Below are 22,818 nucleotides of genomic sequence, written 5' to 3' on the forward strand. Positions count from 1 at the left end.
CCCACCCCTTGAGCATATGGTTGCAGAAACCAACTAATCGGGTATATAGTTGGGTTATGCAACTAGCCCAGCAACCCTCTGTCCCGGAGGTGGAGCGGGACACGCCGGCCCAGGACGTCCTCGAAGGGGTCAGCTCGCTGATCCGGGCCGTGCGGTGTATCGAGCATCGGCAGCTCTGGCCCGATGCGGGGCTTCGTCGTGCCGACGCCAGCGTGCTCAAGGTGCTGGCCAAGGGCGGCGAGCAACGCGGCGGGGAGATCGCCGCGAAGCTGGGGGTCGACGCGTCCGTGGTCAGCCGGCAGCTGACGAACCTGGAGGGCGACGGTCTGGTGAGCCGTCGGCCCGATCCGGCGGACGCCCGGGTGTCCCTGGTCGAGCTTTCGCCGCTCGGCCGGGCCCGGCTGGAGGCCCTCTACGCGAACTACACCCAGCAACTTCGTGCCGCTCTGGCGGACTGGGACGACGACGCCATGACGGCGGCCGCCGAAACGCTGCGGCGGGTCGCCGACGCGGTCGCCCGGTCCGCTGAGTCCGTGAGGCGCACCACCACTTCGACTGGAGACTGATGACTGTCACCGAGACCCGGCCGGCGGATGCCGCGCCGGAACTCACCCACCGCGAGATCCTCGAGATCCTGATCGGGCTGCTCGCCGCGCTGTTCACGGCGATGCTCAGCTCGACGATCGTCAGCAACGCCCTGCCGACGATCATCGCCGACCTGCAGGGTTCCCAGACGCAGTACACCTGGGTACTGACCGCCAGCCTGCTGGCCACGACGGTGTCCACCCCGATCTGGGGCAAGCTGTCGGACCTGATGAGCAAGAAGCTGCTCGTCCAGCTGGCGATCGTGCTGTTCGTGGTCGGCTCGGCGCTGGCCGGGATGGCGCACAACGTGCCGTTCCTGATCGGCGCCCGGGTGCTGCAGGGGCTCGCGATGGGCGGTCTGATGGCGCTCGCCCAGGCGATCATCGGCGCCGCGATCCCGCCGCGCAGCCGCGGCCGGTACTCGGGGTACATGGGTGCCGTGATGGCGGTCGCGACCGTGAGCGGCCCGCTCATCGGTGGCGTCATCGTCGACACCTCCTGGCTCGGCTGGCGCTGGTGCTTCTACGTCTGCGTCCCGCTGGCCGTGGTCAGCCTGGTGATGCTGCAGCGCTACCTGCGCCTGCCGGTGGTCAAGCGCAGGGTCAAGATGGACTACCTCGGCGCCGTACTGATCAGCGCCGCGGCGAGCTTGCCGCTGATCTGGGTCACGTTCGCCGGTCACGACTTCGCTTGGATGTCCTGGCAGTCCGCACTGTTCGTCGGCGGCACGGTGCTGTTCGGTGTGCTGGCCGTGATCGTGGAGAACCGGGCGGCCGAGCCGCTGGTCCCGCTGAAGGTCGTCAGGGAGCGCACCACCGCGCTGGCCATCATCGCCAGCCTCGCCGTCGGCGTCGCGATGTTCGGCAGCGCGCTGTTCCTCGGCCAGTACTTCCAGGTCGCTCGCGGGTACAGCCCGACCGAGGCCGGCCTGCTCACCATCCCGATGATGCTCGGCTCGTTCCTCGGCTCGGTCGGTTCCGGCCAGATGATCACCCGCTACGGCAAGTGGAAGCGGTACCTGGTCGCCGGCGGCATCCTGCTGGTCGCGGGGCTCGTGGTGCTCGGCACGATCGACCACACCAGCCCGTACTGGTACGTCGGCACCGGCATGCTGGCGATGGGTCTGGGCATGGGCATGACGATGCAGAACCTGGTCCTCGCGGTGCAGAACACCGTCGACGTCAGTGAGATCGGTGCTTCCAGCGCCACGGTGTCGTTCTTCCGCAGCCTCGGCGGTGCGGTCGGCGTCTCCGCTCTCGGCGCGGTGCTCGCGGTCCGGGTGAAGGACCTGCTGATCGAGGGCGTACTCGCCACCCCGGGCGGCGCCGAAGCGGCCCGCAAGCTGCAGGAGGGCGGCGACGGCACCAGCCTGCTGGACGTCAAGCACCTGCCGCCGCAGCTGGCCGAGCTGGTCCGTCAGTCGTACGGCGACGCCACCGGGCGCATCTTCCTGATCGCGGCCGCGTGTGCCGTGGTCAGCCTGATCGCGGTCCTCTTCATCAAGGAGGTCCCGCTCCGCCGGACCGTCGCCAAGCTCGACGAACCGGTCGAGCTGGACTGACACCGGAACAAGCACCGGCGGTACCCCTCACGCGGGGTACCGCCGGTTCTGTCATTTCAGCTCGGGTGGCTCCAGTCCGTCCAGCGACTTCGTCTTGAGGATGGGGGAGCCGAGCAGCCACAGCACCGCGACCAGTCCGCCGCACGCCGAGATCAGCAGCGTCTCCCGGACACCGATCCAGGTGCCGAGCAGACCGCCGACCACGGCACCCAGCGGGCGGACGCCGTAGTTGATGCTCGAGAACGCGCCGACCACCCGGCTGCGCATGTGGTCGTGGATCACGGCCGCCTGCAACGAGTTCAGCGGGACGTCGAAGCACATCACCGCGAACGCGCCGACGAACTCGGCCAGCGCGAGCGCCGACGCCTTGACCCAGACCGGGCCGGTCGCGAACGCCGCGATCGCCACCGCTCCCGGGAACACGACGGCCCCGAGTGCGATCAGCCGGCCGGCCCCCAGCCACCGGGTCAACGGGGCTGCCGCGACCGCGCCGAGGAAACCGCCCGACGCGCCGATCCCGAGCGCCAGGCCGATCGTCCCCGCGGACAGTTCGAGGTGCCGGCTCGCGAACAACACCAGCAGCGCCGTCTCCATCAGGTTGAAGAAGTTCACCGTGGTCGCGCAGGCCAGGCTGCTGCGCAGGTACGGATGCCGGAGCAGGTACGACATGCCCGCGCGGGCCCGGCGCAACAGCGGCTCCGACGACTCCTCCGGCTCGGCCGGCTCCGCCTTCACCCGCATCAGCTGGAGCGCCGAGAACAGGAACGACAGCGCGTCGACCAGGATCGCGATCGGCGCGGTGAGCCACTGGACCAGGGCGCCGCCGATCGCCGGTCCGGCCATGAACGAGACGGACCGGGTCGCCGAGAGCTTGCTGTTCGCTTCGAGGAACTGCTCCCGGGTCACGATCGTCACGAAGAACGCCGCGTTGGCGGTGATGAACAGGACGTGGGCGGTCCCGGCCAGGATCGCGATCACGAAGAGCTGCGCCATCGTGAGCACGTCCAGCCAGTACGCGATCGGCAGCGAGAGCAGGACGACGGTCCGGGCCAGGTCGGCCGCGATCATCAGCGGGCGTTTGTCCCGGCGCTGGTCGACCCAGGTGCCGATGAACAGCGACGCCAGGTTCGGCAGCCAGACCGCGGCGGTCAGGAAGCCGACCTGGCTCGGTGAGGCGTCGAGCAGCGTGATCGCGATCAGCGGGATCGCCAGCTCGGTGACCCGGTCGCCGAACTCGGACACGCCCTGCGCCGACCAGAAGGTACGGAACCGGCGGTCCCGCCACAGGCTCCGCGCCGGTGTGGAAGTGGTGGTGGTCATCGTCCCCCCAGCTCGGTCAGTTGCTTGCCTCGGGCAACACCATGCGCAGCGTCCGGACCGGGCCGGCGTCGGCCGGCGCGCCCTCCTCGCCGCGCTGGACGTACGGCGCGATCAGGTTCTCGATCGCCTCTTCCAGCTGCTCCAGCTCGTCGCCGGTGACGAACAGCAGCGTGTTCGCCGATCCGGCGTGCCGGCTCCAGTCGGCGGACAGGCCCGGCTCGGTCTCGGCCAGCCAGTGCTGGGCGGCCTCCAACGCCTGGTTCATCATTTCGGCGCGCAGCAGCCGGCCGGCCTCGGCGCCCTCCGGGGTGTCCGGCATCTCGAACCGGAACCCGCGCGCGACCGCCTGCCACCAGCGCTGCCGCCGGTCCTGGACGCCGTCCGGCGGCGGTCCGTCGGACACCAGCCCGAACGACGCGAGGTGCCGCAGGTGCCAGCTGGTCACCGACGGCGAAGCGCCGACGTGCTCGGACAGCTGGGTCGCCGTGGCCGGGCCGTGCTTCTGCAGATAACTGAGCGCGGCCAGCCGGACGGGATGGGCGAGCGCCCGCATCGCCTGCGGGTCGGTGACCTCGAAGTCGCCGTAGGGATTTCTGAGAGACATGTTTCGAGAGTAATCTCTCATATCTCCGGCAGGCAAGAGACGCGCGGGAAAACCCCACCGTCCGGGACCGGGTCGGCACGCACCGTTCCATCCATCCGAAATCGAGTGGAACCTGATCCGGTGCCAGCGCGTGTTAGCGATGTGAGGGACAGCGAACCGGATCCGAACGCGGAGGTCGCGGCGCTCTACGCCCGGACCTGGCCGCGGCTGATCGGTGTGCTGATCTCGATCGGCGGGTCCCGGGCGGACGCGGAGGAGGTCGCCCAGGACGCGTACGTGAAACTGCTCGGCCGGTGGAACAGCATCCGCCGGTACGACGATCCCGAGGCCTGGGTACGGGCGGTCGCCGTCCGGACCCTGATCAGCCGGTTGCGCCGTCAGCAGGTGGCGGCGCGGGCCTCGGCCAAGTTGCTCGGACGGACAGGAGAGGTACGTGAGCCCGACGGGGACGCGCTCGACGTGGCCGCCGCGCTGGCGCGGATCACGCCGGCCCAGCGCGCCGTGGTGGTGCTGCACCACGTGATGGATCTACCGATCGAACAGATCGCCGACGAACTCCAGCTACCGCCGGGCACCGTGAAGTCCCGGCTGGCCCGCGCCCGGCAGGCGCTGGCTCCGCTGCTCGCCGTCCAGGAGGAGGTGCCGGACCATGCCTGAACTGAGGACCGATCTGCTGATCGAGTACGTCGACGAGCAGACGCCCGGCGAGGCGCCGCCGTTCGGCGGGGTCGAGCGGGTGGTCCGCCGGAAGAAGCGCCGGCGCGCCCTGGCCTCGGTCGGTGCCGTGGTGGTGTTCGCCGCCGGCGCGGCCCTGGTCACGACGAACCTGCCGCACGCCGGGGAGCCGGCGGCGCCGACGAAGTCGCCCACCGTCGGCGTGCTCGACGACGGACCGCCACCCGAGCGGTTCAGGATCGGCACCACCTTGCTGGTGCTGCAGAAGGAGATCCCGGTAACGGCTGTGCGGCCCGATCCGGGGAACTCCTCCGTGCTGGTGGTCGAGACGGGCCGGGACGCGACGGGCAGTACCTGCCTGCCGCACACCATGGTCCGGATCCTCTCCCAGGACGTGGCCGAGGTCCGGATCGCCGCGTACCGGTACTCGGTGGCACCGGACCAGCCCGAGGCCCAGACCTGCGGGAAGCCGCAGACGGGGCCGGTCCGGATCCACCTGGATCTCCGCTCCGCACTCGCCGGCCGGACGGTACTGGCCGGGAGTACGGGTCGCCAGGTGGTGCTGAACTGACGTCCTCGCCGGGGTGGACCGCGACCGCCCTGGCGAGGACGTCGATCAGCGCGGCGCGACCGTCCTGGTCCAGACCTCGCTGACCAACGTCGGCGCCATCCCGACGCCCAGGTAGAGACCGACCGCCGGGGTCGGGTTCGAGCTGTCCACGTGCAGGATCGTCCCGCTCCGCCCGGCCGCGGCGTCCAGCGCGAACTGGTCGCGCAGCAGGTACTTCGCCAACCCGCGGCCCCGTGCCTCGTCGAGGACGGCGAGCCGGCTGATGTACCCGCAGCCGTCCGACTCCACGAAGTGGTCGCTGCAGTCCCGATAACCGACCACCCTGCCGTCGAGCTCGAGCAGGGTCACGTCGGACCAGTGGAACGTGGACCGCGCCTCCCGCGAAGCCACCCACTCGTCGTACGGCCGCGGTACGGCGGACGGCTGGTCGGCGAAGGCGGCCGTGATCACCGCGTGCCCGGCCCGCCGCGCGGCCTCGTCGTACGCGCCCCGTCGGATCACCACGCCGGCGGGAACCTCCGGGGTCGGCACGGACCCGTCGTGGTCGATGCGCATCCGCTGGATCGACGTCTCGAAGGCGTACCCGCGTTCGCCGAGCAAGGACTGCAGCTGCCGGTCTTCGCCCAGCAGGCTCACGCTCAACGTCACCTGGTCGCCGCCGGACGCCACCTCGACGGCCCGCTCGGCCCCGCGATCCAGGAGCCACCCGGCGATCCGCGGATCCGCCGCGAAGGCGTCGTGGCTCACCCGTCCGGTCCCGAGGTGGGCGAGGGTCGTCCCGGTACCGACCAGCTTCTCGCCGTCGAACACGAGCCAGCTGTCGTTCGCCAGGTCGAGCTGCGGATCCCGCTGGTAGTTCGCGACGTCCTCGAGGCTGTACTTCGCGTACCCGATCAGCGCATTCGTGTACGCCCCGAGCTGCGCGGTCACGAGCTCGGCGTCGTCGGGACCGATGGGGCGAACAGTCAGCCCGTCCGGGAGCAGTGCGGCGGTCATCTCCGCATTGTGGTGAGTGACCGCCGCACTGTCGAACCCTTTAGCAGGCGAACGCTCTTAGCAGGCCACGCCCTTCGCCTGGTCCCAGTCACCGCAGGCGTCCGCGGTCTGCGCCGTCCGGGCGTTGCCGGGCGCGATCGCGGCGACCTGGCCCTGCTCGGTCCACGATGCGAGGGTGACGCCGACCGCGTCCTCCACCGAGCGCGGGCTGGTCAGGTAGTTGTTGCTGATCATCGAGAAGACCAGCTTGCGGCCGTCCTGGTCCGTCACGTACCCGGACAGCGCGGTCACCCCGGTGAGCGACCCGGTCTTGCCGTGCAGGTTGTTGGCGGCCGGGGTGTTCGCCATCCGGCTGCGCAGGGTGCCGCCGGTGAAGCGGTCCGGGTTCCCCGCGATCGGCAGCGCGTCGTACCACTGCTGGAACCACGGCTCCCGCTGCGCGCCGATCAGGAGGTCGGTCACGCTCTTCGCGGTGACGTTGACCTTGCGGGACAGCCCGGACCCGTCCGAGAGCCGGATCGTGCTCGTGTCCACGCCGGCGCTCTTGGCGTACTGGGTGACCAGGCCGAGCCCGGCGGACCAGCTGCCGTCGGCTTCGGCGACCGCGCCCATCGCCTTGACCAGGTGCTCGGCGTGCATGTTGTTGGAGAGCTTGAGGAACGGGTTCATCAGCTCGCCGACCGTCATCGACTCGTCCCGGGCGAGCTGCCGGGCCTTGTCGACCGGAGTCGCCGCGGCCTTGATCCGGCCGTCCACGCGAACGCCCTGCGCGGCCAGGGCGCGCTTGAAGACGTCGGCCGCGTACAGCTCAGGCTCCCAGACGGTCACCCATTCCTGGCCGACCGCGGCACCCAGCGGGACCGAACCGGTGATCCGGACGACGTTGGTGCCGTGGTCCCGCTCGATGCTGAGCGTGTTCGCCGAACCGGCCGCGCCCGTCGTCGCCGTACTGACCAGCTTGATCGTGTCGTTGGCGGGGACGAGGCTCAGCTTCACCGGTGCGCCGGCCGCGGTCCCGGGGCGGCTCTCGACGATCGCGGTGCCCGAGTCGTAGTCGGTGTTCGGGGCCAGCGTCAGCGCCGAGATCTGGGCCGAGTAGTAGAACGGCTCGTCGTCCCAGGACCAGGTGTCGCCGAGCCGGGCCTTGTCGAAGTACGTGTCGTCGGCGACCAGGTCACCGTCGATCCGGCGGATCCCGCTCTTGGCGACCTGCTTGGCCAGGGCCACGTAGTCGGCCTCGAGTGCGGTCGGGTCGCCGTACCCCTTGAGGTACAGGTCGCCGTCCAGCTTGCCGCCGCGGACCGGGGCCGTCGCGAGGACGTCGGTGTGGAACCGGAAGTCCGGGCCGAGCGTGTGCATCGCGGCCGTCGAGCTGAACAGCTTGGTGTTCGAGGCGGGCAGCAGACGAGTACCACCGGCGCGGTCGTACAAGGTCTCGCCCGTGGTCGCGTCGCGGACCACCAACGCCACCTGCGACCCCTGGAACCTGGAGTCGCCGAGCAGGGTGTCCAGCCGCTGCTGCAACCCCGTCGCCTGCGCCTGCTGGGGCGCGCCGACGGACTGGCTGACCAGCCCAGCACCGGCCGCCACCGTCGCGGCGATCGCCACGACCTTAGGAAAAATTCTCACCGGATCATCAACCTCCCAGGCGGAAACCAACTGCGAGCAGTCAACACCTGGCCGGGGCAGCGGTCCAGTGATGATTCGAAAGAAGTTTCAGGTCTCGCCCTCCAGGTGAATCGATGGAAAAGTTGGTTCCACAGGTTCCGCCCCACCTGAGGAGTGTTGTGATGCGCAGACGAATCCTGGCGGTGCTGACCGTTCTGGTCGCGCTGGCCGCCCCGGTCACCCCGGCCGCGGCCGGCGAACAGCGAGCCGAGGCCGCGGTCTTCCCGAGCGCGGTGATCGGCGAGGACTTCCCCGATCCGGACGTGATCGAGGTCAACGGCACCTGGTACGCCTACTCCACCAACAACGGCCGCGGCCACGTCCCGGTCGCCAGCGCCCCGGCGCCGAACGGCCCGTGGACGATCCGCGGCGACGCGATGCCCGGCGGTCCCTCGGCCGGCTGGGCCCAGTCCGGCCGGACCTGGGCACCCGACGTGCACCCGAACCCCGACGGCAGTTTCACCCTCACCTACACCGCGTGGCACAAGGCGTCCGGCCGGCAGTGCGTCGGCGTCGCGACCGCGAGCTCGCCGCTCGGCCCGTTCACGCCGCTCGGCAGCCAGCCGATGATCTGCCCGTTGGAGCTCGGCGGCGCGATCGACGCGAACACGTTCGTCGGGAACGACGGCACCCGGTATCTGCTGTGGAAGAACGACGGCAACGCGATCGGCGTGAACTCCACCCTGTGGCTCACCCGCACGACGAACAACGGCACCACGCTGTCCGGCGGCAACACCGCGCTGATCTCGTCGAGCGGCGTGATCGAGGCCCCCGACCTGGTCCAGCGCGGCAGCCAGTACGTGCTGTTCTACTCCGGCGGCGGGTACGTCGACTGCAACTACCTCACCTCGTACGCGACGGCGCCCTCGCTCAACGGCCCGTGGACGATCGCGTACCGGCCGTTGATGACCACGGCCTCGTTCGACAACCACGTCTGCGGACCTGGTGGCGCCGACTTCACCGGGGACAAGGTCTTCCTGCACGGCTGGGTGAACGGATCCCGCCATCTGTATGTCGCGGATCTCGGCTGGGCCAACGACTACCCGGTGGTCCGCGGCAGCCGGGTCCGGTACGAGGCCGAACGCGGCACGCTGAACAATTGCCGGGTCCGGACCGGCGCGGCCGGGGCGTCGCAGGGCGCGGTCGCGGCGTACATCGACTTCGCCGACTCGTGGGTCGAGAACACCGTGTACGCACCACGCTCGGGCAGTTACACGCTGCATGTCGGCTACGCCAACGGCACCGGCAGTACCGGGTCCCACGGTGTCGTTGTCAATGGCAACAGCCAGGGGTCGGTCAGCTACCCGGTCACCGGCTGGGACAACTGGCGGCAGGCATCCACCTCGGTCACGCTCACCGCGGGCTGGAACACGATCCGGCTGACCAAGGGCAACTCCTACGCCGAGGTCGACTACCTCGAGGTCCAGTAGGACCGGGCCGTCCCGGGGTCAGGGTTGACCCCGGGACGGCCCGGCCGCCGACCCGCATTCGTCCCGTCCGTGCGTCGCGCCGTACCGTCGATGTCGCCCCGGCCTCGTAGGCTCGGAGCAGCACAAACGCACGCAACGGGGAGTCCGAAGGTTGGCGAAACCACCTGAACAGGTCTCCGGCGATCGGCGCCGGCTACCGATGTGGCTGGACCTGCGCCGCACCGCCGGCGGTCTGCAGGCCATCTTCTTCGGCGGCCTCGCGTCGCTGATCTCGCTGGTCATCACGTTCTGGACCCTGCCGCAGATCAGCAGCGACGGACCGCTGCCGGTGCTGCGGCTGGTCGTGCTGCTCGCGATCATCGGCCTGCTGATGCGCTGGGTGCTGGCCGGCGTGGCGATCCTGATCGGCTCGATCGGCGTCCTGATCGGCGGTCTGCTGTCCCAGTTCGGCGTCGTGTACCTGGGCGTCAGCGTCGATCCCGGCGTCAACCTGCACGGCGGCCCCGAGGCGGCGCTGCTGGTCTCGATCGTGATGTCGTCGATCAGCGCCTTCGTCGGCTGGATCGCGTACGCCGGCAGTGACGACGCGTACGTCGCCGAGGTGATGCGCGGGGTCCGCCGGAGGGCGCGCCGGATCGAGCCCGCGCCGAAGACCGGGCTGCTGATCATTCAGCTGGACGGCCTGTCGGCGCCGCTGCTGAACTGGATGGTGCTGTCCGGCAACCTGCCCACCATCGGCGGCTGGATCCGGGACGGCAGCCACTCGCTCGTCGGCTGGCACACCGGGGTCCCGGCGACCACGCCGGCCAGTCAGGCGGGCATCCTGCACGGTGGTTCCGGCCAGATCCCGGCCTTCCGGTGGTACGAGAAGGAGACCGGCCGGGTGATGGTGACCAACCGGGCCCGGGACGCCGCCGAGATCGAGGCCCGGATGTCGACCGGCCGCGGCCTGCTCGCCGACGGCGGCGCGAGTATCAGCAACAACTGGTCCGGGGACGCCCAGCAGTCCGTCCTCGTCTTCAGCCGCGCCGCCCTGCCGAACTACCGCAGCCGCGGGTACGTCCGCTTCTTCTCGAGTCCGCAGGGTGCCGCCCGTGGACTGGTGCTGTGCGTCGCCGAGATGGTCAAGGAGTTGCACCAGGCCCGGCGGCAACGCCGGCGGAACCTGGTCCCGCGGGTCAAGCGCGGCGGCTCGTACATCTTCCTGCGCGCGATCTCGAACGTGCTGCTCCGCGACCTCAACGTCTCGCTGATCACCGACGAGCTGGTCAAGGGCACCCCGGTGATCTACTGCGACTTCGTCGACTACGACGAGGTCGCCCACCACGCCGGGCCGACCCGGCCGGAGTCGCTGCAGACGCTGGAGGGCCTGGACCGGGTGATCGGGTCGCTGCGCCGGATCATCGACACGCTGCCGCACTCGTACGAGATCGTGGTGCTGTCCGACCACGGCCAGAGCCAGGGCTCGACCTTCCTGCAGCGCTACGGCCGGACCCTGACCCAGGTGGTCGACGACCTGGTCGACACCACCAAGGAGCCGGTGGCCGCGACCGGCAAGTCCGAGGGCTGGGGCCCGGTGAACGCGTTCCTGACCGAGCTGAGCCTGCGCCGCAGCGTGGCCGGCACGGTCACCCGGAAGGCCCTTCACGGCAAGGTGGGGCGCGGTGAGGTCGAGCTCGGCCCGGCCGACTGCGAACCACCGGTCGCTCCCGACGAGCAGATGGTCGTCACCTCGTCCGGCAACCTGGCGCTGATCTACCTCGCGACCACGCCCGGCCGGGTGCCGCTGGAGGAGATCGAGCTGCTGCATCCCCGGCTGATCCCAGGGCTCGCGACGCATCCCGGGATCGGGTTCGTCATGGTCGACTCGCTGGCCGAAGGCCCGGTGGTGATCGGGCGGGCCGGTGTCCACGTGCTGCGGAGCGGCCGGATCGAAGGCGTCGACCCGCTGGAGGCGTTCGGGCCGTACGCGCCGGCGTCGATGCTGCGGCAGTCGGACATTCCGCACAACGGCGACATCGTGGTGGTCAGCCGGCTGGACGAGCACACCCACGAGGTGGCCGCGTTCGAGGAACTGGTCGGCTGCCACGGCGGGATCGGCGGCTGGCAGACCGACGCGGTACTGGTCCACCCGCGCCGCTTCGTGGTCGACGAGCCACCGGTCGGTTCGGATGCGGTGCACGAGCTGCTGATCGGCTGGCTCGACCAGCTCGGCCAGCGCCGGCACCCGGACGAGCTGACCAAGGACCAGCCGGTGGGGGACCGGCCGGCCGGGGACGAGGAGCAGCGGGTGGGCAGCCCGTCGGACGCGAGTGTGGAGGCCTGAGGCGTGCGGATCACCTGGTGGGGGCACAGCACGACCACGATCGAGGAGAACGGCACCAGGCTGCTCACCGACCCCGTACTGACCTCGCGGATCGCCCACCTGCGCCGCCGTCGCGGTCCGGCCCCGCTGCCCGAAGCGGCCGAGTGCGACGCCGTCCTGGTCTCGCACCTGCACGCCGACCACCTGCACCTCACCTCGCTGCCGCTGGTCGCGCCGGGTGCCGCGTTGATCGTCCCCCGGGGCGCCGCCAAGCTGATCGAGAACGACTGCGGCAAGGCGATCGCGGACCGCTGCATCGAGGTTGCTCCCGGCAACCAAGTACGGATCGGCGGGCTCGAGCTGACCGCGGTGACCGCGCAGCACGACGGCCGCCGGCTGCCCTGGTCCTCCTACGCCGGGCCCGCGCTCGGGTACCGGGTCGAGGGGTCGCCGAGTGTCTGGTTCGCCGGGGACACCGGGTTGTTCGACGGGCTCGCGGCCGAGGTGGGTCCGGTCGACCTCGCGCTGGTCCCGGTCGGTGGCTGGGGGCCGTCGCTCGGTCCGGGCCACCTGGATCCGCCGCGGGCGGCCGAGGCCGTCAGCCGGGTCGGTGCGCGGGTCGCGGTCCCGGTGCACTTCGGGACGTTCTGGCCGATCGGGTGCGACTGGCTGAAGCCGGAGTTGTTCCTGCCGCCGGGGGAGCGGTTCAAGGAGGAGATGACCGCGGTGGATCCCGCCGTGAGAGTGGAGTTGCTGGTGCCCGGCGAATCGACCGAGGTGGTGCACCGATGACCGGTGAGCCACGCTTCGACCTGTGGTACCTGATCGTGTTGGCGGGAGCGGTCCTGGTCGGTGCGGTCCTGCCGGTCCTGCCGACCGGGGCGGCCGTCTCGGCGGGTGCGGTGCTCGCGTCCCACCACAACCCGATCGGTCTCGTCGGCGTACTGATCGCGGGCGCCTTCGGGGCGTACCTCGGCGACCTGATCGTGTACGCCGGGTGCCGGGCGGGCGGGGAGACGCTGGCCAAGCGGGTCGGCTGGCTCCGGGAGAACGCGTCGCTGGAGAGTCTGCGCCTGCGCCTGGCCGATCACGAGGTCACCGTGTTGCTGACGTCCCGGCTGATCCCTGGCGGCCGGGTGCCCGTCCTGCTCGCGGCCGGGCTCGCGGGGTACCCGTGGCGCCGGTTCGCTGTGGTCGACCTGACCGCGTCGGCGTTGTGGGCGGCGGTCTACATGGCGATCGGGCTGCTCGGGTACGCGCTGTTCGACGACCCGTGGCAGGGCGTGGTGGCGGCGATCGTGCTGGTGCTGCTGGTGACGCTGATCAGCAGCCTGGTCCAGCGCGCCCGGAAGCGGCGGGCCGGCGGACCGAACCCGACCGACGAGCCGGTCACCGACACGGAGTAGAGCTTGCGGAGCCGGCCCCGGACGTGGAGCTTCGGAGCCGGCCTCAGACGCCGAACGAGGTGGACCTCAGTCGCTCGACGATCTCGGCGTCGCCGTCCAGGTCGACCTGGGCGACCGTCTGCCGGCCGAAGCAGAACAGCAGCAGCTCGGCCGGTTCACCGGTCACCGTGACGGACCCGGCCGCGGTCGGCTTCTTCGCGACCGATTCGCGGCCGTCCGGTGTCCGCAGGACCAGTCCGCTCGGCGCCTTCCGGGTCATCGACTTCGCGGCCAGCCGGACCTGCTTCCACAGCGCGTCCTGCTGGTCGGCGGGCAGCGCGCGCGGCTCGTACTCGGGCTGCGCCCGGCGGACGTCCTCGTGGTGCACGAAGTACTCGGTGGTGTTCAGCTGGTGACCGAGCTTCGGGAACGAGTAGATCGAGAACGTCGGCGGCCCGGTGCGGACCTTCTCGACGATCTCGGCGAACGAGTACCGCGCCTTGGCCTGCGCCATCCGCCGCTCGGTGGTGTCCGACAGAGCCGGAATCATGATCCCCGGCCCGGCCAGTGGATCCGCCTCCCGGACCTGCAGATGCACCGCGAGGTCGTACGTGGTCCACCCCTCGCACAGTGTCGGCTGGTCAGGCCCGAGCCTCTCGAAGAGGTCACAAAGAGCAAGACGTTCTACCCGGCTGTAGTCGGTCACAACTCGATCGTAGTTGTCGGAGTCGAATGGCAGAATGTCAGCGTTGTCAGGCTCGTGCCTGGCTCTCGCCCCTGACAGGTTCGTCTTCGAAGGATGTGCGCCGCGTGCCGCTGCCGAAAGTTCCCAGCAAGGGGAGCGTGACCCGGCGCGGGTTCGCTGTCCTGCGGGTCGCGATCTACGAGGAACCCTGGATCTTCGCGCTGTCGGTGCTCGCGAGCATGCTGTACGGCGCGATGACGGTGGCCGACGGCTGGGCGCTCGGCTGGGCGACCGACCATGTGATCCGGCCGGCGCTGGAGCGGGGTGATACCACCTTCGGCGCGGTCGCGGGGCTGATCTCGCTGTTCCTCGGCATCGCCGTGCTGCGCGCGATCGGCGTGGTCGGCCGGCGGATCGGGGCCGGCGTGATGCAGTTCCGGCTGCAGGCCACGTACCGCCGCCGCGTCACCCGGCAGTACCTGAAACTCCCGCTGGAGTGGCACCACAAGCACCCGACCGGGATGCTGCTGTCCAACGCGAACGCCGACGTCGAGTCGACCTGGTACCCGATCGCCCCGCTGCCGATGGCGGTCGGCGTGATCGCGATGCTTGCCTTCGCCACCGTCGCGATGTTCGCGGCCGATGTCTGGCTGGCCCTGGTCGGCTGCCTGATCTTCCCGCTCGTCTTCGTCGCCAATGTGTTCTTCCAGCGCGTTCTCCAGCCGCTGGCCACCCGTGCTCAGGAGTTGCGCGCGGATGTGTCCGAGGTCGCGCACGAGTCGTTCGACGGCGCCCTGGTGGTGAAGACGCTGGGCCGGGAAGCCGCCGAGACCGAGCGCTTCACGGTCCCGACCCACGAGCTGCGCGAGGCCAACATCGCGGTGAACAAGGCCCGCGGCGTCTTCGACCCGGTGATCGACAGCCTGCCCCGGATCGGCATCCTGATCGTGCTGCTGGTCGGTGTCGCCCGGGTGAAGTCGGGCGATGCCGAGGCCGGTGACGTCGTCCAGGTCGCGTTCCTGTTCACGCTGATCGGCTTCCCGATCCGCGCGCTCGGCTGGGTCCTCGGTGAGCTGCCGCGCTCGGTCGTCGGCTGGGACCGGGTCCAGCGCGTGCTGACCGCGGAAGGCGGCATGGAGTACGGCGAGGAGAAGCTGACCTCGGCCAAGGCGGCCCGGCTCGAGGTCACCGACGTGCGGTTCGGGTACCTGCCCGAGCGCGACGTACTCGCCGGGGTCGACTTCACCGTGGAGCCCGGCCGGACGGTCGCCGTCGTCGGTCCGACCGGGGCCGGCAAGTCCACGCTCACCACGTTGCTGACCCGGCTGGTCGACCCGGAGGAGGGCGCCGTCAAGGTCGACGGGCTCGACCTGCGCGAGTTGGCCCGGGACGAGCTGGCCGGCTCGGTCGCGCTGGTGGCGCAGACCGCGTTCCTGTTCGACGACACGATCCGCGGCAACGTCACGCTCGGCGCCGACTACAGCGACGACGAGGTCTGGGACGCCCTCCGGGTCGCGCAGGGCGACGGCTTCGTGAAGACGCTGCCGGACGGCCTGGACACCAAGGTGGGGGAGCGCGGTACGTCGCTGTCCGGCGGCCAGCGGCAGCGGATCGCGCTCGCCCGGGCCCTGGTCCGGCGGCCACGGCTGCTCATCCTCGACGACGCGACCAGCGCCGTGGACCCGCAGGTCGAGGCCCGGATCCTGGCCGGCCTGCGCAGCGCGGTCCAGGGCGAGGACGCGGCCACGACCGTCCTGGTGATCGCGTACCGGAAGGCGACCATCTCGCTCGCCGACGAGGTGCTGTTCGTCGACGAGGGCCGGATCGCGGCGCAGGGGACCCACCTCGACCTGCAGCGGTCCACCCCGGCGTACCGCGATCTCGTCGACGCGTACGAGAAGGACGCGGCCCGCCGCGAGGAGGAGGCCGACCTGGCCGCCGAACTCGACGACCTCGACTCGGAAGGAGCGTCCGCGTGAGCGCCGCAGAGGCCACCCGGCTCGACCACGGTGACGACGCCGGTGGGATGGAGACGCTACGGCAGGGCCTGCGGGTCTCGCCCGAACTCGGCCGCGGCTGGGTCGTCACCGGCCTGCTCGCGCTGACCATGACGGCCGGCCGGATCGTCATCCCGATCGCGGTCCAGCAGACCATCGACAAGGGGCTGTCGGGTCCCGGCGGCCCGGACATGGCGTTCGTCGCCTGGATGTGCCTGGCCTGCGTGGCCGGGATCCTGGTCACCGGCGTCGCCTCGTATCTCACCACCGTGCGGCTCGCGATCAACTCCGAGAGCGGCCTGGCGACGATGCGGATCAAGGCGTTCCGGCACGTCCACGACCTGCCGGTGCTGACCCAGAGCACCGAGCGCCGGGGTGCGCTGGTCAGCCGGGTGACGTCGGATGTCGACACGGTGTCGCAGTTCCTGCAGTTCGGCGGGTTCATCTTCCTGGTCAGCCTCGGGCAGATGCTGCTGGCGACCGTGGTGATGTTCATCTACTCCTGGCAGCTCGCCCTGGTCGTCCTGCTGTGCTTCGTGCCGTTGTTCGCCAGTCTGCGGTTCCTGCAGCGCAAGATGTCCGCCGCGTACGGCGTGGTCCGGGCGAAGGTCGGCGAGATGCTGTCCGCGATCGCCGAGCCGGTCGTCGGCGCGCAGGTGGTCCGGGCGTACGCGATCGAGCGGCGCACCCAGCAGCGGATCGACGCCTCGATCGAGGACTACCGCCGGACCGCGACCCGGGCCCAGGCGATCACCGGGATCACCTTCTCGATCGGCGGTCTCGCCGCGGGCCTGGCGAACGCGGGCGTCCTCACGGCCGGCGTCCTGCTCGGTGTGGACGGTAACGCGACGCTCGGCGAGATCCTGGCCTTCATGTTCCTGGTCGCGTTGTTCTCCGACCCGGTGCAGATCGCGACCCAGGTCCTCACCGACGCGCAGAGCGCCTTCGCCGGCTGGCGCCGCGTCCTCGGGGTGATCGCGACCCCGGCCGACGTGGTCGACCCGGGCAAGGACGGGACGGTGCAGGACCGCGGCCCGATCACGGTCGAGTTCGACGACGTGCACTTCGCGTACCCGGAGGGCGAGCTCGTCCTGCGAGAGGTCGACGTCCGGCTCGAACCCCATCGCCGCGTCGCCGTGGTCGGGGAGACGGGTTCGGGCAAGACCACGTTCGCGAAGCTGCTGACCCGGTTGATGGATCCGAGTACGGGGGCGGTGCTGCTGGACGGAGTCGATGCCCGGCGGATCGCGTTCAGCTCGTTGCGGGAACGCGTCGTGATGGTGCCGCAGGACGGGTACCTGTTCGACTCGACGCTGGCCGAGAACGTCCGCTTCGGCCGGCCCGAGGTGACCGACGAGGAGTTGCTCACCGCGTTCGAGTCGCTCGGCCTGACCGATTGGCTGGAGTCACTGCCCGACGGCCTGAACTCCCCGGTCGGCCAGCGCGGCGAGTCTCTGTCGGCCGGCGAACGGCAGCTGGTCGCCCTGGTCCGCGCGAACATCGCCGACCCGGATCTGCTGGTCCTCGACGAGGCCACCTCCGCGGTCGACCCGGGCACCGAGGTCCGCGTGAACGCCGCCCTCGAACGGCTGATGGCAGGGCGTACGTCGGTCACGATCGCGCACCGGCTGTCCACGGCCGAGGCCGCCGACGAGGTGCTCGTGTTCGACCAGGGCCGGGTCGTCGAGAGAGGTACGCACGCCGACCTGGTCAACCAGGGCGGCGTCTACACCAGACTCCACGCATCCTGGATCGCCCAGCGCTCCGCGGGTTGACATCTGAGCCCGGCGTTGTGCGGGTTGACCGCGGAGCCCGGCGTTGTGCGGGCTGAGAGCGGACAGGCAACAGGCGGGCCGGGGAGGGAGGAAAGGGGCCCCGACCCGCCTGTCAGCCTCGCAAGGGCGCACTGGTGAGGCAGCGCGCCCAGCCTGTGCAACTAGGAACCCAGCTGCGCCGAACGCTTCACGCCATCACGCAGCGATTGCTCAAGGCATCACCACGGAGTAACCGCCCGGCGGCGCCGCGCGGTCACGTCAGGCCGAACTCACGGAGTCGGTGCGGCTCCGTTCTCCTGACCGGCGCCGGGCTGCGGCACGAGGAGGAACTCGACACCACCCTTGTCGTCCACCGCCGCGTCCAGGATCTTGTCGTCCAGGGTCTGGGCGGCGTTCTGCTCCAGGAACACCCGGGCCCCGGCCTCCTCGACCACCTGGTCGCCCGGCTTCGGCGCCTCGGTCGTGGTCACCGCCAGCGCCGGGTCGGCCGGATTCTCCTGCGAGATCCGCACCCCAGCTCCTTCCGGCGCCCCGTCGACGCCCGTGATGCTCTTGATCACCAGAGTCGCGTTCTCCGTCAACGTCAGCACAACTACTCCTCGTATCGATCAACACGGTGAGCCAGCCCCGTGCCCGATCCCCCAACCCCCAAACGTCCCCATCCCAACCCTCGACACAGCCCGGTCCGAACGCACTGAACCCGCCCCGGCCTCACCCCAACCCCACCCCGCATCACCGACCCATCCACCCCGCATCACCAACCCATCCACCCCGCATCACCGACCCATCCACCCCGCGTCTCACGCCATCCGGGCCCCGCTCCACGGCCCGCCCCCGGACCACCTGAGACCGCCCCGAGTGACTTTGTGCACACGCCAACCACCGCTCCCGCGCCCCAGCCGACTTTGTGCGCACGCCAACCACCGCTCCCGCGCCCCAGCCGACTTTGTGCGCACGCCAACCACCGCTCCCGCGCCCCAGCCGACTTCGTGCACTCCAGCCACCGCACCACCCCAGCCACTGACCAGTACGCGCACAAAGTCACTCCTGAAGCGGGCGGACGCCCCGCCAACGACGTGGTCACCTGCGCGACTGAAGGCCTCATGCGGCGACGAGGCCGGCAGCGGGGACTGTCCGTCGAACGGTGTTTCCGGCAGCGCGATGCCCGCCGGTGCGGTCGGTCTTTGTGCGCCCATCAGCCACGTGATCGCGTACCCCGCGGTCGGTGGCCGCACAAAGTCGCGCCGGCCTGCGACCTTGTGCGCCGATTGGTCGCTAGGGGCCATTGGCGCTGGGCGGCGTGTGCACAAAGTCGCTCCTCGCTTGGGCGTCTTGCTGCCCCGGGGCTCGGTCGGCATCCCCGGCCGGCTGGTGGACCTTGTGTACGTCTCGGTCAGGTGAGCGTGTACGTCGTGGTCGGTGGGTGCACGAGGTCGCGTTGGTCGGCGACTTTGTGCGCGTGCTGGTTGCGGTGGGCTGCTGGTGGTGTGTGGTGCGTGCACAAAGTCGATTGGGGCAAGCGGAGCGTCGGCCGGGCGGGCCGGGGGGAGCGGGCCGCTGGATGCGCGGGCCGAGGGACGAGCGGGGCCGAGGGATGCGAGGGCCGAGGGACGGGCGGGGCCGGGGGATGCGCGGACCGAGGGACGAGCGGGGCCGGGGTTGGCGGGCCGAGGGACGAGCGGCGCGAGGGAGGTGTCGGGTGCGGGTGGTCTCTGGGAGGTGGCCCGAGGGTGGAGAGCTACGCGGCTGGGTTGGACGGACGTTGGCGGACTCGTGTGGAGGCGGCGAGCTGCGTGGAGATAAAGAGCTACGCGTGGAGGTCGGGCTATGGGCGGGGTAGGTGAGGAGCTAGGGGCGGGGGACGGGTGGGGGTGCGGTGGTCCAGTGGGGTTGGGGGTCGGGGCGGTTCTGGCCTCGGGTGAAGGCTGCTTTGAGGCGGTGGACGAGGTGGTGGGGTTCGTTGACGAGGTCTTCCCAGCCGAAGTGGAGGAGTTCCACGCCGAGGTCGGCGAGGCGTTGGTCGCGGAGATGGGCGCGGCGGAGGAGGGCTCGTCTTTCGGGTGCGGTCTCGGCTTCGTACTTCGCCAGGCCGTCCGCCTCGGCGATGGTGCGGAACTGGGGCCACCAGAAGTCGACGCGTTCGGGCATCCAGTCGATCCCGTCGCCGAATCTCGCCTGCAGGATCGGGCGAGGGAGCTTGGCTGAATCGAACACGGCGCGGGCGATGGATTCGAGGGCCGACTCTGCGCGCGGGTCGCCTAGCGCGATCGTGCGGCGGGCGCGTTGGATGCCCGGCCAGCGTCGTTGCCGGGTGAGGACGGCGTCGAGGTCGGCCATCGACGTACCGAGTCGGAGGGCGTGGTCGACCGTGACGAGCGCTTCCTGGACGGGTAGCTCCCGCGCCAGGTCGACGACGGTTCTCGCGTCGGTGGTTCGGCGGAGAATGCCGCGTTGGTCGAGGTCGCCTTTCACGAGGCCCGCGCGGCGGAGTACCACGTCTGGGCGGTAGTGATTGCGTGTCGCGGTCGGCCGACGGGTGAGCCAGACCGCGTTGGCCGGCGGCGCGTCCGGACGTTGCGCCTCCACCCAGTACCTCAGGTTGGCCAGACGAGCCGCGCTGAGGTGGCTGAGTACGGATCCTGGGTACGCCGCTTGGAGGCAGGCGAGGCGGGCCCATTCGGGGTCGGTCGTGCCGTCGAGGTAGTACCGGTTGACGTGGTGCAGGTGGCCGCGCCGGACCAGTCGGCGCAGGTCGTGATCCTCCAGGCCGGCTGCCCGCAGTTCGTGGCGGCGGCGCGGTGCTTGGGCCGCGGTGACGACGAGCGCCCGCGTTGTTGTATCCAGTCGATCCACACGGGCAATGTGCCGTCGTTCCACTGCCCGCCACGCACCCTTCTCGCGTCTGTGGACAAGCCGCGTGGATTCACCTGATGCGCAGCTCTTTGTGCGCGGGCCAGTCACGATCTGAGGCTGAGTTTGGCTGATGCGTGCCCAAAGTCGGGGACGGGTGACCGATGGGTGCTCAAAGTGGAGGTGGCTGCCGGGGCGCTGCGCGGGGTCACGAGCGCGCCGGGCACGAGCGCGCCGGGCACGGGGCGCGCGAGGGCGCGGGGCGCGCGGGGGCGCGGGGGCGCGGGGGGCGCGGGGGCGCGAGGGCGCGGGGGTGGGTCTGGGGAAACTCGGGTGCGGATTGTCGATGGGGTGGTGTGGGATCGGGGGATGAGGATCGAGTTGGGGACGCCTGGTGTCGGTGGGTTGGCGGAGGTTGTGGGGGTGTTGGGGGACTGGCAGGGGGATCGGGGGTCGGTGCAGCTGCATCCTGGGGACTTGGGGTGGTACTGGCGGTTCGGGGTCGAGCGGACTGCTGGTGCGGTGCGGACTTGGCGGGTGGACGGGGTGATCGGGGCGGTCGGGATGTTGGACGAGCCTGATCTGGTGCGGATCGCGATCGCGCCCGAGTTGCAGCAGGACGAGGAGTTCGCGCGGGTGCTTGCGGCGGACTGCGCTGATCCGGAGCGTGGGGTGCTGATCGAGGGGAAGGTGTACGTCGAGGCCCCGATGGGTTCGCGGGTGCAGGACCTGTTGTTCAAGGAGGGGTGGGACCTCGACGAGCCGTGGACGCCGCTGCGCCGGGATCTGACCGAGCCGGTCGAGGATTCGGGGATGCGGGTGGAGCCGGTGACACCGGCGACCTCGGCCGAACGGACCGCGGTGCAGCGGGCTTCGTTCGACGGGTCCACGTTCACCGACGAGCGTTGGCAGGCGATGGCGGCCGGGACTCCGTACGCGGGGGCGCGGTGCCTGCTGGGGCGCGACGGCGACGGTACTGCGGTGGCCGGGGTGACCGTGTGGTCCGCGGGGCGGGGGAAGCCTGGGTTGATCGAGCCGATGGGGGTGCACCGCGCGCATCGCGGTCACGGGTACGGCCGCGCGATCACGGTGGCCGCGGCGGCGATGTTGCGGGAGCTCGGGGCGTCGACTGCGGTGGTCTGTACGCCGAGCTTCAACGTCGGCGCGGTCGCCACGTACCGCGCGGCCGGGTTCGCGCCGCTGCCCGAGACGCGCGACCTGGTCCGGAAGGGCTGAGCCGACCCGGCGACACCACGGTGCCGCCGGGCGGCCGCATGACCCGAGGTTCCCTGGAACTACGCGGAGGCCTCGTCGGCGGCGCGGAGGACGCGGAGGATGTTGCCGCCGGCAAGTTTCGCGAGCTCGGGGTCGGACCAGCCGCGATCGGCCAGGGCGCGGAACAGGGTCGGGTACGTCGCGACGTCGCTCAGCCCGATCGGGAACTGCGGGCAGCCGTCGTAGTCGCCGCCGAGGCCGATGTGGTCGATGCCGGCCACCTCGCGGACGTGCTCGACGTGCGCCACCACGTCGTCCACGGTGACCTGTGGCCGCGGTACGTCGTACTCGGTCTTCAGCTTCTTCTGGTCGGCCGGGCGCAGCGGGTCGAGGTCGGGGTACGCCGCGCGCGCCCCGGCCACCCAGTCGACGAACGGCTGCGAGACGAAGTACGGGACGAACGTGACCATGCAGACGCCGCCGTTTCCGCTGAGCGTCCGCAGCACGTCGTCCGGGACGTTCCGCGGAACGTCGCAGACGGCGCGGGCCGAGGAGTGGCTGAAGATCACCGGCGCCGTGGTGACGCGGAGCGCGTGCCGCATCGTGTCGGCGGAGACGTGCGACAGGTCGACGAGCATGCCGAGCCGGTTCATCTCCGCGACGACCTGCTCGCCGAACTCGTTCAGCCCGCCGAGCACCGGTTCGTCGGTCGCCGAGTCGGCCCAGGAGACGTTGTTGTTGTGGGTCAGTGTCATGTACCGGACGCCGAGCTCGCGCATGATCCGGAGCACGCCGAGCGACTCGCCGATCGAGTGCCCGCCCTCCATCCCCATCAGCGAGCCGATCCGCCGGTCCTTGAACGCGGCCTCCACGTCGTCGGCGGTGGGGGTGAGCGCGAGCGAGTCCGGGAACCGTGCGACGAACCGCCGGACGAAGTCGATCTGCTCGAACGTGCGCCGGACCGCGTCGTCGTCCTGCGGCACCCACAGCGACCAGAACTGGGCCGCCACCTGGCCGAGCCGGAGCCGGGGCAGGTCGGTGTGCAGCTTCGGCACCGAGATGCTCAGGTCGACCGCGTCCAGGTCGTAGTCGCAGAGCTCGTGAAAGGCGATCGGCAGGTCGTTGTGGCCGTCGATCAGCGGATGGTCCTGCAGCAGGGTCTGCACCCGGGCAACGCTCGTCGTCATCCGCTCATC

Annotated in this window: 19 protein-coding genes; 11 read left to right on the forward strand and 8 right to left on the reverse strand. The window is 70.7% G+C overall.

Annotated elements, in window-relative coordinates; genetic code table 11:
* The first annotated feature begins 56 nt into the window (after positions 1-56).
* Together FB561_RS23865 and FB561_RS23870 are read left to right on the forward strand one after the other, a co-directional pair.
* A complete protein-coding gene (locus tag FB561_RS23865; RefSeq protein ID WP_145810417.1) occupies positions 57-566 on the forward strand; it encodes a MarR family winged helix-turn-helix transcriptional regulator in 510 nt (169 codons plus the stop codon).
* Entirely contained in the window at positions 566-2,146 is a 1,581-nt protein-coding gene (locus FB561_RS23870; RefSeq protein WP_145810419.1) for an MDR family MFS transporter, read from the forward strand. The genes FB561_RS23865 and FB561_RS23870 overlap by 1 nt, the downstream gene beginning before the upstream one ends.
* A gap of 51 nt (positions 2,147-2,197) precedes the next feature.
* On the opposite strand, the gene FB561_RS23875 is transcribed toward FB561_RS23870, so the two are convergent.
* Complete coding sequence (locus FB561_RS23875) at positions 2,198-3,466, reverse strand: MFS transporter (RefSeq protein ID WP_145810421.1); 1,269 nt, start codon at positions 3,464-3,466, stop codon at positions 2,198-2,200.
* Between the two features lie 16 nt (positions 3,467-3,482).
* A complete protein-coding gene (locus tag FB561_RS23880; protein WP_145810424.1) occupies positions 3,483-4,070 on the reverse strand; it encodes an ArsR family transcriptional regulator in 588 nt (195 codons plus the stop codon).
* Positions 4,071-4,211: 141 nt separating this feature from the next.
* Between FB561_RS23880 and FB561_RS23885 the strand changes: the two genes are divergently transcribed.
* Together FB561_RS23885 and FB561_RS23890 are read left to right on the forward strand one after the other, a co-directional pair.
* Entirely contained in the window at positions 4,212-4,727 is a 516-nt protein-coding gene (locus FB561_RS23885; RefSeq protein WP_170284750.1) for an RNA polymerase sigma factor, read from the forward strand.
* Positions 4,720-5,316: a hypothetical protein gene (locus FB561_RS23890; protein ID WP_145810427.1), complete on the forward strand. Its 597-nt coding sequence runs from the start codon at positions 4,720-4,722 to the stop codon at positions 5,314-5,316. The genes FB561_RS23885 and FB561_RS23890 overlap by 8 nt, the downstream gene beginning before the upstream one ends.
* 45 nt (positions 5,317-5,361) lie before the next feature.
* Here FB561_RS23890 and FB561_RS23895 read toward each other — a convergent pair whose 3' ends face one another.
* Together FB561_RS23895 and dacB are read right to left on the reverse strand one after the other, a co-directional pair.
* A complete protein-coding gene (locus tag FB561_RS23895) occupies positions 5,362-6,312 on the reverse strand; it encodes a GNAT family N-acetyltransferase (RefSeq protein ID WP_145810429.1) in 951 nt (316 codons plus the stop codon).
* Between the two features lie 57 nt (positions 6,313-6,369).
* Positions 6,370-7,941: a D-alanyl-D-alanine carboxypeptidase/D-alanyl-D-alanine endopeptidase gene (gene dacB / locus FB561_RS23900; protein ID WP_238335011.1), complete on the reverse strand. Its 1,572-nt coding sequence runs from the start codon at positions 7,939-7,941 to the stop codon at positions 6,370-6,372.
* A gap of 161 nt (positions 7,942-8,102) precedes the next feature.
* Here dacB and FB561_RS23905 point away from each other — a divergent pair, with 161 nt between their 5' ends.
* From FB561_RS23905 to FB561_RS23920, 4 genes are all read left to right on the forward strand, one after another.
* Complete coding sequence (locus FB561_RS23905; RefSeq protein ID WP_145810431.1) at positions 8,103-9,410, forward strand: family 43 glycosylhydrolase; 1,308 nt, start codon at positions 8,103-8,105, stop codon at positions 9,408-9,410.
* A 151-nt stretch (positions 9,411-9,561) separates the two neighbouring features.
* Positions 9,562-11,736 (forward strand): alkaline phosphatase family protein, encoded by a 2,175-nt coding sequence (locus FB561_RS23910; RefSeq protein ID WP_238335012.1) that lies wholly within the window; start codon positions 9,562-9,564, stop codon positions 11,734-11,736.
* A gap of 3 nt (positions 11,737-11,739) precedes the next feature.
* Entirely contained in the window at positions 11,740-12,507 is a 768-nt protein-coding gene (locus FB561_RS23915) for an MBL fold metallo-hydrolase (RefSeq protein WP_145810433.1), read from the forward strand.
* A complete protein-coding gene (locus FB561_RS23920) occupies positions 12,504-13,121 on the forward strand; it encodes a DedA family protein (protein ID WP_145810435.1) in 618 nt (205 codons plus the stop codon). Before FB561_RS23915 ends, FB561_RS23920 begins: the two co-directional genes overlap by 4 nt.
* Before the next feature lie 43 nt (positions 13,122-13,164).
* On the opposite strand, the gene FB561_RS23925 is transcribed toward FB561_RS23920, so the two are convergent.
* Positions 13,165-13,806, reverse strand: a complete 642-nt coding sequence (locus FB561_RS23925) for a TIGR03085 family metal-binding protein (protein ID WP_145810437.1) — start codon at positions 13,804-13,806, stop codon at positions 13,165-13,167.
* Between the two features lie 104 nt (positions 13,807-13,910).
* On the opposite strand from FB561_RS23925, the gene FB561_RS23930 reads away from it, so the two are divergent.
* Together FB561_RS23930 and FB561_RS23935 are read left to right on the forward strand one after the other, a co-directional pair.
* Positions 13,911-15,764, forward strand: a complete 1,854-nt coding sequence (locus FB561_RS23930) for an ABC transporter ATP-binding protein (protein ID WP_145810439.1) — start codon at positions 13,911-13,913, stop codon at positions 15,762-15,764.
* On the forward strand, positions 15,761-17,557 hold the full coding sequence (locus tag FB561_RS23935; RefSeq protein WP_145810440.1) for an ABC transporter ATP-binding protein: 1,797 nt from the start codon (positions 15,761-15,763) through the stop codon (positions 17,555-17,557). Before FB561_RS23930 ends, FB561_RS23935 begins: the two co-directional genes overlap by 4 nt.
* 269 nt (positions 17,558-17,826) lie before the next feature.
* On the opposite strand, the gene FB561_RS23940 is transcribed toward FB561_RS23935, so the two are convergent.
* Together FB561_RS23940 and FB561_RS23950 are read right to left on the reverse strand one after the other, a co-directional pair.
* Complete coding sequence (locus tag FB561_RS23940) at positions 17,827-18,147, reverse strand: Fe-S cluster assembly protein HesB (RefSeq protein ID WP_145810442.1); 321 nt, start codon at positions 18,145-18,147, stop codon at positions 17,827-17,829.
* 1,258 nt (positions 18,148-19,405) lie between these two features.
* Complete coding sequence (locus tag FB561_RS23950; RefSeq protein ID WP_145810447.1) at positions 19,406-20,410, reverse strand: hypothetical protein; 1,005 nt, start codon at positions 20,408-20,410, stop codon at positions 19,406-19,408.
* Between the two features lie 474 nt (positions 20,411-20,884).
* On the opposite strand from FB561_RS23950, the gene FB561_RS23955 reads away from it, so the two are divergent.
* Positions 20,885-21,643 (forward strand): GNAT family N-acetyltransferase, encoded by a 759-nt coding sequence (locus FB561_RS23955; RefSeq protein WP_238335014.1) that lies wholly within the window; start codon positions 20,885-20,887, stop codon positions 21,641-21,643.
* A 59-nt stretch (positions 21,644-21,702) separates the two neighbouring features.
* On the opposite strand, the gene FB561_RS23960 is transcribed toward FB561_RS23955, so the two are convergent.
* Entirely contained in the window at positions 21,703-22,809 is a 1,107-nt protein-coding gene (locus FB561_RS23960) for a dipeptidase (protein ID WP_145810452.1), read from the reverse strand.
* Positions 22,810-22,818 lie beyond the last annotated feature (9 nt).

This window comes from Kribbella amoyensis, from assembly GCF_007828865.1.
GTDB classification, from domain to species: domain Bacteria; phylum Actinomycetota; class Actinomycetes; order Propionibacteriales; family Kribbellaceae; genus Kribbella; species Kribbella amoyensis.